Consider the following 9,688-nt stretch of genomic DNA (forward strand, 5'->3'; position numbering starts at 1 on the left):
GCTGAGGTAGGAAACACCGTTTGGTTCTTTTTCTTTGGAATCCCGCTTTTTCTTGTTGGGTATATGATTGATCGTGATGAGAAGAAAACAGTGATGCCGCCTTTTCAAGAGGTTATCCTCGTCTCTTTGGTATGTATGACGGTGTTGGGAATATTGTTGATACCTGCGTCAGGATTTTGGTTGATGACACCTGCAATATTCGGGTTTTACTTGAAGAATAAATCGGCTAATGACAATTGGAACTAAATCGTCTCGGGGATGTATGACAGGTCATTTTGACGGATAGGGTTCTAAGGCTCGTCCGTAATGAAGGTAATGGGATGGCTTTGAAAGGCTGTGCCATGTATCTGCGATGTAGAAACGTGGAAATGCAGATGGGGTGCCGTGGAATAGCCTGTGTTTCCTGAATAGGCGATAAGCTGACCTTTATTTACCTTATCACCTATTTGGACAACAACACCGTCTTTCTTAAGGTGCAGATACTGACCTATTGTTCTATCGGGATGTTGGATCCAGAGATAATTTTCTTCGCTTTTATATTTATTCGAAGCGCCACCACGGGATGAATCTTCCCTGAGTGAAATGACAGTCCCTTCGCGTGCCGCCAAAATTTCTGACCCCACAGGCATTGCCCAATCAATGGCAAAGCTATTTGGCCCAGTGTGAGAAAATGCTCCATTCGGTCCCTGAGAGATGGGGTAGGATTTGGCTTTTGGAAAAGGGAGTTGGTAGAGCACAGTGTCATCGTGTTTGGCGCTGCCTGTGTCGGGATGGAGCTGTGAAGTCCAGCTGTAACGCCACTCACCATGGCTTTTTGCCTTTATCGTGAGAATGCTTTTAATTTCATTTGGGGCAAGTCGCACGTTCGCTGTTTTTTTTGCAGGTATTACATTATGCCCCGTCATTTGTAGCGATATGCGCATAGGAAAAGCATAGTTGTTTTGGGCACTAATCTGGGCGAGTTTATTATCCTCTACTGTCAGATAACAAACCTTATTGTGATGAAAGCAGTCTTCACGCTCACCAGCGTTGGTTGCTGTTGCGGATGATAAAAAAAGGCATGTCAGTAGAGCGCTTACAAGGCTATAAAAGGGGAGAGAAGTAAGGGGAAGATGTTTCATGTTCTTACGCGAGACTCTCCTGTGTTAATGAGCCAGTTTTACTAGCCTGTTTCTCTTGGATGCGTACTATCCGTCACTTAATTAGAGACGAGACGTTACCCAAGCAACAAGCTGTCACTATCGAGTTCCTCGCCTCTAACCCTGCCAAACATGTCAACGAGATCGTGGATCGTCATGGAACTACGTTCTTCGCCAGAAACATCCAAGACAACTTGTCCTTCATGAAGCATTACTGTTCTTGTCCCAAACTGAAGAGCCTGTCCCATAGAGTGGGTAATCATCAAGGTCGTGATGCCAGTTTCTTTGACAATATCATTGGTGAGTTCTAGCACAAAAGCTTGCATTCTGGGGTCAAGTGCGGCCGTGTGCTCATCAAGAAGCAGGCATTTTGTTGGTTGTAATGTTGCCATGATCAGGCTGACGGCTTGTCGCTGACCACCGCTGAGAAGTCCCATCTTGTCTGCTAGACGGTCTTCCAAACCTAACCGTAGGCGAGACAAACGTTCTCTGAAAAGTTCACGCTTGGTATTATTTATTGCCAGACCAAAGCCGCGTTTTTGCCCCCTTGAATGGGCAAGAGAAAGATTTTCTTCTATGGTTAAAGCTTCACAGGTTCCCGCAAGAGGATCTTGGAAAACCCGCGAGACCAAACTACTCCGTCGCGCTGCTTTCCATCGGCTGACGTCTTTTCCGTCAATTGTAATGGCACCACTGTCGGCGATTAACTCACCGGTCAAACAGTTCATAAATGTGGATTTTCCAGCACCGTTTGACCCGATGACAGTAACAAATTCCCCTTCGGCAACAGACAAATTTACACCTTGAAGTGCTTTGTTTTCGTTTGGCGTGTTTTTGCCAAAAGTGATGCGGAGATCTTGAACATTGATCATCTTAGTGCCCCCGCTTCATCAGTTTTTTGAGGGGATTTTTAGCCCCGGGTAAAATCAAGGCAATTGTTACCAATAAGGCAGTAACCAGGTTGAGGTCGGAAGGTTCCAACCCAATACTATCCGCGTTAAGGGCGAGACCAATGGCGATGCGATAGACGATTGATCCAAAGATACAGGCAAGAACGGCCATCAGCATACCGCGTGTCGAGAAAATTGCTTCACCGGCGATAAGGGCTGCAAGGCCAATAACGATGGTCCCCGTGCCAATGGTGATATCTGCAAAACCGTTCATTTGGGCAAACAAAGCCCCAGCCAAACCAACAAGGGCGTTTGAAAGAGCCATGCCAATATAGGTTGTCTTGTTGGTATCAATTCCCTGTGCGCGGGCCATTTTCTGATTTGCACCGGTTGAACGCATGGCTAGTCCATAGTCAGAATTCAGGAACCGGGCGACAATAATAGCAACGATAAAGACAATAATAGCCGCGATAATTGGCTTAAGATAATAACCTGGCAGCCCTTGACCTTCAAAAGATGTCAGAATTGTCTCTTCTGTGATTATTGGTACATTCGGGCGCCCCATAATCCGCAGATTGATTGAATAGAGGGCAATCATGGTCAAGATAGATGCGAGTAGATTGAGAATCTTGAAGCGCAGGTTCAAAAATGCAGTGACCAGTCCGGCCATGCCGCCAGCAAAGAAGGCAATAACCGTTGCCAATACCGGGTTACATCCTGAGACGATCATCGTTGCGCAGACGGCAGCCCCCAAGGGAAACGATCCGTCAATTGTTAGATCGGGAAAGTCGAGAATTCTGAATGACAAGAAGACGGCTAAAGCAATTAGACCGTAGATCAGACCTAATTCGATGGCACCCATAAAGGAAATAAGGTTCATTTATCCGAAGCCTTGCGGCTCTCTAACTGTTGTGTTTTTACGTAGATCACGCTGCTTGGATAGTTCCATAACGCAAGAAGGCGAAATCCGCAAAACGAATTTCGCCTTCCTTGAAGGCTTTTATATCACTGTTGTTTTTGACAGCGATAGAACAAGCGATATTATTTGATCACTTCTGTTGCGCGCGCGATGACTTCTGGAGAAAGGGTTACGCCCATTTTCTCTGCCATTGCCGGGTTCACAAAAAGATTGGTTTTGCTCACGCCCTGAAATGCAATATCACCTGCTGCTTTACCCTTGAGGATTTCAACAACAACTTTACCTGTTTGGCGACCGACATCGTAGTAGTCAAAGCCAAGCGCAGCTAATGCACCGCGTTTCACAGAATCTGTATCCCCAGCATAAACAGGGATCTGGTGATCGATACCAACTTTCACCACAGCTTCGAAAGCTGAGATGATTGTGTTGTCCGTTGCAACATAAATAACATCGGCTTTACCGATCAGGTTTTGTGCCGCGGTTAGTACTTCACCCGTTTTTGTTGCCGGGGATGCAATAACGTCAAAGCCCTGGGCTGCACCGTGTTTCTTCACAAGATCCAATAGAACAACAGAGTTTGCTTCGCCCGGGTTATAGGGAACACCGATGCTTTTCGCATTTGGTGTCAGTTCCTTGATCAGGGCAATGTGCTGATCAATAGGTGAAAGATCGCTCACGCCTGTAACATTTGTACCTGATGGACCTTCATTGGCAACAAGCTTGGCTGCGACAGGGTCGGTAACGGCAGAGAAAACAACGGGAATGTCTTTTGTCGCTGCGACAACAGCTTGTGCAGAAGGCGTTGCAATTGGGACGATAACATCAGGACCATTCCCAATGTATTCTCTGGCAATTTGAGCTGCAGTTGCGGGATTACCCTGTGCACTTTTATAAAGGAACGTAAGGTTTTTACCTTCTTCGTAGCCCTGAGCTTTCAGTTCGTCGCGTACGCCGTCACGTACAGCATCAAGAGCGGGGTGTTCGACAATAGCAGTTGTGGCAACAACAACATCTTCAGCTTGCGCTGCAAATGGAAGCGATAGGCCAAGTGCTAAAGTAGCTGCAATAAATTTGGATCCCAAATTTTTTGAAATCATGATGTGCCTCCGAGATAGCAATTATATATTCGTTTGTATGGTTCAGAACGCCATGATACTCGCAGAGAAATAGGGTATCAGGAGTCTGTCCAATTTATTGTGATGTATTAATCCTTGTCACTGCCATGAAAGCAAGAAGATATGTTGAAGTGATCGGATGTTTTTTATGGATTTAAATTCTAAATAAATGCCCTAGTCCAAGCCGAATATAAGATCGTAAATCACGATTAGGCCTTTTCTTGTTCATAATGAGAAAACCCGACATAGTGCATGGGATTTAGTGTTTGAATGATATCAGCAGACCTGTAGAGATTTAATGCGGACCGTTTTATGAAAGATAAGAATCAGGCCAGTACGACATCCAGACGTATGGCAAAAGCCTCTTTGGAAACGTTGGAAGAATTTGTCTTGCGCCCCGATCCGACGAAAGAAGGATTAACTGAAGCGGTAAAAGGAACGGATCAGGATGGAAATGTAATTGAAATTCCTGTTGTGGTCGAAAAACCTTTAACTCTTTTCCTGAATGGGCAGGAAATTGTAACGATGATGACCATCGGTGATTACCCTGATTATTTGGCAGTTGGCTATCTTTTAAATCAAAATATGCTACGCCGTGATGATGTGATCACAGCCATTGATGTGGATGAAGAGCTGGATCTGGTTGTCGTTCGCACTGAACGTGAAACCAACTACGAAGAAAAATTGAAAAAGAAAACACGTACATCTGGATGTGCTCAAGGGACTGTCTTTGGGGATTTGATGGAAAAGTTCGAAGATATAAAGCTACCCTCTGATGCCAAAATTCACACATCATGGATCTACGCACTCAGTCGTAAAATCAACATGGTACCGAGTTTGTACTTGGAAGCTGGTGCGATACACGGGTGTGTTTTATGCCAGAGCGATCAGCCTTTAATTTATATCGAAGATGTCGGGCGTCATAACGCCGTTGATAAAATTGCGGGTTATATGTTTTTGAATAACATTACAGCTTCAGACAAGATCTTCTACACAACGGGTCGTTTGACATCAGAGATGGTGATCAAAACAGTGCAGATGGGTATTCCTGTACTGGTTTCCCGTTCCGGTTTCACGGCATGGGGTGTTGATCTGGCAAAAGAAGCGGGTCTTACATTAATTGGTCGCGCCAAGGGTAAACGTTTCACAGCCCTGGCCGGACAGGACCGAATTGTATTCGACCATCAGGACTCAGATTTGGAAGATGAAAACCCACGCCATCAAAGAGCGGCAGCCCGTGGGACAGATAATATAACCCAAGGAACTGAAACTAAAGAGAGCCAAGCCGATGACTGATGTTGCGGGTGTGATACTGGCCGGTGGGCTGGCCCGCCGCATGGGTGGCGGTGATAAGGGCATGAAATCATTGGCCGGGGAGAGCTTGCTCACCCGCATTATCAAGCGAATAAAGCCACAAGTCGGACCGCTGGTGTTAAACGCTAATGGTGATAGTGATCGATTTAAGGCTTTTTCGTTACCTGTAGCAGCAGACGTCGTTGATGATAACCCCGGTCCTTTGGCTGGGGTGCTCACGGGGCTAGAGTGGGTTGCAAGACATTCCCCTGATGCGAAATGGATGGTATCGGTTCCTTGTGATGCGCCTTTTGTACCTGTGGATCTCGTTGAAAGATTAGTATCAGAGGCAAGTAAACAGAATTTACCTTTGGCTTGTGCCATGTCGCATGGACGAACGCATCCTGTTGTTGGTTTGTGGTCTGTTGCCCTACGTGATGATTTACGCCAAGCAATCGTGCACGAAGAAATGCGCAAGGTCGATCGCTGGACTGAACGTCATGGAATTTGTCACGTTTCATTCGATGATGTTGTCATCGGGAATGAAACGGTTGATCCCTTTTTCAACGCCAACAAACTGGATGATTTGTTAAAGGTCGAGAGTTTGTTGAGGGAATGAAAAAGTGGGTGGCATTTTTGCGAAAGTGAATGTGTAAGATTAGGCTTTGCTAATCTTACAGGCATCATGCTTATTAAACGCTCGCCAGTCATTATATCGGGGTGTGATGGCAACTATTATATAGTGCTTTCATACCCTGATATAACTCTGTCTTCGTACAATTTTACGTCGATATAAACGTCGAGATCAAATCAGCCTAAATCTTTGCCTAACGGGTTGCTATCGGTTACTGATTGGTTACGTCAAAATTATCCTGTCTGTGGATAGCTGCAGAAAAATTTGCTATTGAGCTATCCTTTCTTCACATGATCTCTTCATAGGGAAAATTCATTTGTCGCAGTCTGCTGTTATGCCCGATAAACCTGTGTCATTGCAAAAGCCACCAGCCAGCTTGTCTTGGTTGATGTGGTTATTGGGGGCCATGCTCTTCTTGATTGGGTTCTTTCACCGTATTGCCTTTGGCGTTATGGCAGAGCCTTTGACGATTGAGTTTGGATTGACGGCAACAACCTTAGGGACGTTGGCGAGCTTTTATTATTATAGTTATGTGGTTATGCAAGTACCTGTTGGCGTTATGGCGGATCGTTTTGGCCCGCGAAAACTTTTAACAACAGGGGCGATTGTCGCGGCAATCGGAACTGCGATTTTTGCACTTGCGCCTAATTACTGGATTATCAGTTTTGGTCGCTTGTTGATCGGTGGCTCAGTGGCTGTCGCTTTTGTCACAATGATGAAGATAGCTCTGCATTGGTTTGACCTAAAACGCTTTGCACTTCTGGTTGGCCTTGGGCTTCTTTCGGGCAATCTGGGGGCTGTTGTCGCGGGGGCGCCGCTACAGCAAATGATAGAGTTGATTGGCTGGCGCTATGTCATGCTTGGCTTTGCAGGGATTACAGGTGTACTGGCATTAGCTACAGGCATTTGGTTGCGGGATGATCCGACGGATCTTGGCTATAAAAGCTATGGTCATGAGCACGATGAAACTCAACCAAAACAGTCCATTTGGGCTGATTTAAAAGAAGCCATTACCTATCGTACGGTTTTTCTTTTGACGTTGGCATGCGGAGCATCTGCAGGGTCAATGCTTACCTTTGGCGGGCTTTGGGGAGTGCCTTTTCTCAAGGTCGCTTATGGTTTCTCCACATCAGAAGCAGCACTAATTACCACTGTTACATTGCTTGTGTGGGCCGGAAGCGGCGTATTGCTTGGGCATTGGTCCGATGCATCAGGGAAACGAAAAATTCCCTTTTTTGTGCTGGCACTTGTGGCTGCGTTAGGTTGGTTTGTTGTTACGCAGATACCTGATCTTCCTCTGATTGTTCTTGGTTTGGCATTATTTTCTGCCGCCGCAGGAAGTTGTATTATGATTGTTGGTCTGTCCTGGGCCAAAGAAGCTGTTCCTGCTCGACTGCAAGGAACATCGCTAGGTTGGTGTAATACAGGTGTTATGATTGGCCCAATGGTTCTGCAACCTCTGACGGGTATTTTGATAGATCTAAACTGGAATGGTGCAACAGAAGCGGGGCAGCGTATCTATGATGTTCCTGCTTTTGAAGCCGGATTTATCCCGATGATCATCTGGTTGGTTGTTGCATCTGTTTTGGTATTGTTTGCTCAAGAAAAACAAAATTCCTTTAAATAATACGGGAATCAATAAGGGCCACCTTTAGTCGGGTAGCCCTTATCTTTTATATAATGGGTAATGCTATTTAATGGTCACTGCATAATTAGATACATCTCCAACTTCTTTAATCAGGTCTTTTGCTTTCAAGAAATCTGCAAAATCGCTGTAACGTCCTTCATCCAAAGCCGCTGGACGTAGAGCAAATCGCGGAAGAGTATCCTTCCAGGCTCTTCGGTTCAGTTCGTCGTCAAGATCTGGATAGGCTTTGATGAAAAGGGTCCAGCTTTCTTGTGGGTGATTGATAAGATAAGTGGTGGCTTGCTCTAAAGCTTTAAGAAAACGGGGGAAGCGCGGGTCGTCGACATTCTGGTTGTTCGCTACCAGAATAAGTTCGTCATATGAAGGTACGCCTTCCTCTTCGACGTAGAATGCCCGACCTGGTTTTCCAACAATATCCATCTGGTTCAATTCAAAATTACGAAAAGCCCCGATGACGGCGTCTACCTGACCTGAAATAAGCGATGGAGAGAGTGTGAAATTGACATTGATTAGTTCGACATCTTTTACGCCGAGACCGTGTTTTTCCAGCATTGCATCCAGAATAACATCTTCGAAACCACCAACAGAATAACCAACCTTGCGGCCTTTCAAGTCAGCAATGGATTTAATTGGGCTGTCTTTAAGGACAACAAGAGAATTCAACGGTGTCGCTACCAGTGTTCCCACACGGGTTAGCGGAAGCCCTTCGGCGACTTGTAAGTGAAGTTGAGGTTGGTAAGAAACCGCAAGCGCGGCCTTTCCTGCAGCAACCAGTTTGGGCGGATCGTTCGGATCTGCCGGGGCGATCAGATCTACGTCTAACCCCTGTTCACTAAAGAAACCCTTTTCTTTCGCGACAACCAATGTGGCGTGATCAGGGTTTACGAACCAGTCTAATAAGACGGTTAGTTTTTCATTGGCAACAGCTTGTGTGGAAAGGCTTAACAAACCGCCCAAAGCAAGAGCCGCAGTCATAAATTTTCGTAACATTATAAGGTCCTTATGTAAGGTTATTTATCGTGTTTTATGATCATCAAGTGAAAGGTGTCGAAGAAGTTTGTGTAAGAGATGGTCTGTTGTCAGATAGAGAGAAATAGCCATGATGGAGAGTATGAGGAGGGCGGCAAACATCAGATCAATTTGCATACGTCCGTTTGCATGAAGCATCAGGTAGCCTAGACCCTCTGATGAACCGACCCACTCGCCGACAATGGCCCCAATTGGTGCTGTTGCCATTGCGACGCGCAAGCCTGATGACAGTGCAGGTAGGGCAAGGGGGATGCGAACGTGGACCAGAAAAGCCAGTGGCTTTGCCCCCATAACCTGGGCCAGTGCTTGCCAATCTCTTGGTGTGCGTCTAAGTCCGTCGTAAAAGGCGGCTGTGACGGGGAAATAAATGATCAAAACGGCCATGGCAATCTTTGACGGCAGACCATACCCCAACCATAAAACCAGAATAGGAGCGAGGGCAAAAACAGGCAAAGACTGAGTGATGACAAGCAAAGGTGTTAACCAGTCACGTGCGGATTTAACCGTGGCAAGGACCAAGGCCGAACAACATCCCAGCAAGCTGCCAATAAGAAAGCCAAGAATGATTTCAAGCAGGGTTATGCCTGCGTGATTGATCAGTGTATCAAATCGTTGGAACAGGGCTTGGAAAACAGAGAGGGGATCGGGGAGGATATAGGGCGGAACTTCGGTCGTATAAATCAACAACTGCCAAGCCAGAAGAAGTCCGATAATAATTATGAACGGGCGTGCGCACTTTATCATGACAAACCTTCGTTATCAGAAAGCTGTTTCATCAAAGTTTCGTGCTCTTCTAGCACAAGTTCGTTCTTGATGTTTCGTGGTGGGCAGGTAGAAGGCGTTAATGTCTCTACACTGGAAATTGTCGGCCCTTTTAACACGTAAACTATGTCTGCGAGTTTTAAGGCCTCAAGCGGGTCGTGGGTGATCATGACAACGGTTTTGTTCGTCAGATATCGAAAGGTGAGGTCGTGCATTTCTGCGCGTGTTATGGCATCCAGTGCCGAGAAGGGCTCATCCA

10 protein-coding genes and 1 pseudogene are annotated in these 9,688 nt (G+C 46.0%); 4 read left to right on the top strand and 7 right to left on the bottom strand.

The window, feature by feature from the left end:
- Nucleotides 1-246 (top strand): DUF6463 family protein (locus tag Q0241_RS20945; protein ID WP_299381027.1); only part of this gene is annotated, 246 nt, incomplete at its 5' end.
- Between the two features lie 44 nt (nt 247-290).
- Here the strand turns inward: Q0241_RS20945 and Q0241_RS20950 are convergent.
- From Q0241_RS20950 to Q0241_RS20965, 4 genes are all read right to left on the bottom strand, one after another.
- On the bottom strand, nt 291-1,121 hold the full coding sequence (locus tag Q0241_RS20950; protein ID WP_299381028.1) for a M23 family metallopeptidase: 831 nt from the start codon (nt 1,119-1,121) through the stop codon (nt 291-293).
- 95 nt (nt 1,122-1,216) lie between these two features.
- Nucleotides 1,217-2,011: an ABC transporter ATP-binding protein gene (locus Q0241_RS20955; protein WP_299381029.1), complete on the bottom strand. Its 795-nt coding sequence runs from the start codon at nt 2,009-2,011 to the stop codon at nt 1,217-1,219.
- Between the two features lies 1 nt (nt 2,012).
- The gene (locus tag Q0241_RS20960) at nt 2,013-2,909 is read right to left on the bottom strand and encodes an ABC transporter permease (protein ID WP_299381030.1); all 897 of its coding nucleotides are present in this window, start codon (nt 2,907-2,909) and stop codon (nt 2,013-2,015) included.
- Nucleotides 2,910-3,070: 161 nt separating this feature from the next.
- Nucleotides 3,071-4,045: an ABC transporter substrate-binding protein gene (locus Q0241_RS20965; RefSeq protein WP_299381031.1), complete on the bottom strand. Its 975-nt coding sequence runs from the start codon at nt 4,043-4,045 to the stop codon at nt 3,071-3,073.
- A 369-nt stretch (nt 4,046-4,414) separates the two neighbouring features.
- On the opposite strand from Q0241_RS20965, the gene fdhD reads away from it, so the two are divergent.
- The 3 genes from fdhD (at nt 4,415) to Q0241_RS20980 (ending at nt 7,617) form a co-directional block, all read left to right on the top strand.
- The gene (gene fdhD / locus Q0241_RS20970; protein WP_299381035.1) at nt 4,415-5,359 is read left to right on the top strand and encodes a formate dehydrogenase accessory sulfurtransferase FdhD; all 945 of its coding nucleotides are present in this window, start codon (nt 4,415-4,417) and stop codon (nt 5,357-5,359) included.
- Nucleotides 5,352-5,975 carry a molybdenum cofactor guanylyltransferase MobA gene (mobA, locus tag Q0241_RS20975; RefSeq protein ID WP_299381032.1) on the top strand — a complete coding sequence of 208 codons (624 nt, stop codon included), beginning with the start codon at nt 5,352-5,354 and terminating at the stop codon, nt 5,973-5,975. The genes fdhD and mobA overlap by 8 nt, the downstream gene beginning before the upstream one ends.
- Nucleotides 5,976-6,306: 331 nt before the next feature.
- Complete coding sequence (locus Q0241_RS20980; RefSeq protein WP_299381033.1) at nt 6,307-7,617, top strand: MFS transporter; 1,311 nt, start codon at nt 6,307-6,309, stop codon at nt 7,615-7,617.
- Between the two features lie 63 nt (nt 7,618-7,680).
- Here Q0241_RS20980 and Q0241_RS20985 read toward each other — a convergent pair whose 3' ends face one another.
- The 3 genes and pseudogenes from Q0241_RS20985 to Q0241_RS20995 form a co-directional block, all read right to left on the bottom strand.
- Entirely contained in the window at nt 7,681-8,628 is a 948-nt protein-coding gene (locus Q0241_RS20985) for an ABC transporter substrate-binding protein (protein WP_366941209.1), read from the bottom strand.
- A gap of 24 nt (nt 8,629-8,652) precedes the next feature.
- The gene (locus Q0241_RS20990) at nt 8,653-9,411 is read right to left on the bottom strand and encodes an ABC transporter permease (RefSeq protein WP_299381034.1); all 759 of its coding nucleotides are present in this window, start codon (nt 9,409-9,411) and stop codon (nt 8,653-8,655) included.
- Nucleotides 9,408-9,688: pseudogene (locus tag Q0241_RS20995) on the bottom strand (ABC transporter ATP-binding protein); the annotation flags it as partial. The pseudogene Q0241_RS20995 and the gene Q0241_RS20990, both read right to left, overlap by 4 nt.

The organism is uncultured Kiloniella sp. (genome assembly GCF_937128705.1).
In the GTDB taxonomy this organism is placed as follows: Bacteria; Pseudomonadota; Alphaproteobacteria; order Kiloniellales; family Kiloniellaceae; genus Kiloniella.

Coding starts and splice junctions, on each gene's coding strand:
- Q0241_RS20990 (WP_299381034.1), bottom strand. CDS start 9,411: ATGATAAAGTGCGCACGCCCGTTCATAATTATTATCGGACTTCTTCTG.
- Q0241_RS20950 (WP_299381028.1), bottom strand. CDS start 1,121: ATGAAACATCTTCCCCTTACTTCTCTCCCCTTTTATAGCCTTGTAAGC.
- mobA (WP_299381032.1), top strand. CDS start 5,352: ATGACTGATGTTGCGGGTGTGATACTGGCCGGTGGGCTGGCCCGCCGC.
- Q0241_RS20965 (WP_299381031.1), bottom strand. CDS start 4,045: ATGATTTCAAAAAATTTGGGATCCAAATTTATTGCAGCTACTTTAGCA.
- fdhD (WP_299381035.1), top strand. CDS start 4,415: ATGGCAAAAGCCTCTTTGGAAACGTTGGAAGAATTTGTCTTGCGCCCC.
- Q0241_RS20960 (WP_299381030.1), bottom strand. CDS start 2,909: ATGAACCTTATTTCCTTTATGGGTGCCATCGAATTAGGTCTGATCTAC.
- Q0241_RS20985 (WP_366941209.1), bottom strand. CDS start 8,628: ATGTTACGAAAATTTATGACTGCGGCTCTTGCTTTGGGCGGTTTGTTA.
- Q0241_RS20955 (WP_299381029.1), bottom strand. CDS start 2,011: ATGATCAATGTTCAAGATCTCCGCATCACTTTTGGCAAAAACACGCCA.